1 protein-coding gene is annotated in these 557 nt (G+C 62.5%); it reads right to left on the reverse strand.

Annotation, left to right across the window (positions count from 1 at the left end):
• Positions 1-253: 253 nt before the first annotated feature.
• Entirely contained in the window at positions 254-502 is a 249-nt protein-coding gene (locus tag AWB81_RS44095; RefSeq protein ID WP_062644837.1) for a hypothetical protein, read from the reverse strand.
• Between the last annotated feature and the right edge of the window lie 55 nt (positions 503-557).

Consider the following 557-nt stretch of genomic DNA (forward strand, 5'->3'; position numbering starts at 1 on the left):
AAAGTGCGCCGGCAGAGCGCCGGCGCCCAAGACGGCCGGCGCATACGAGGGGGACGCCATACCGCGAACGGAGCGTATTTCTTGCGACGCGCAAATGATGCGGCGCAGCGAACACTGCCGCTCGCGATGGCGAAAACACGCCGACGCGTGGCCGAACGGTCGTCTGATCCCGGGTGCAAGGTCGAAAAAAAAACCCGCCAAGCCGGGTTGTTTAAAGGGTGTGACGAGCGGCACCCGAGGATGCCGCTGTGTCTTATGCCGCAGCGCCAGTCACGGGCGGCAGCGATCGTGACAGCAAGGTCGTGACTGCGCCCGCCAACGTCCACTCGCCGAACTGCTGCTCATGGCTTTCATGAACGAGGCGGTCAAGGCAAAGCACCTCGACGCCATCGACTTGTACCTTGCCGAGGACTTTCGCCAGCACCGCGCGATTGGAGCCTTCACGTTTAACCGTGACGACGCCCTCCCCGACCACCACAAACACATTCGAGTCTTTCGGCATTTAAGCTGCCTCCTTCAAAAGTTTGCGCATGTCGCCCGCGGTCTCGGCCGCCAGC

The sequence above is a fragment of the Caballeronia arationis genome (genome assembly GCF_001544975.2).
Taxonomy (GTDB): Bacteria; Pseudomonadota; Gammaproteobacteria; order Burkholderiales; family Burkholderiaceae; genus Caballeronia; species Caballeronia arationis.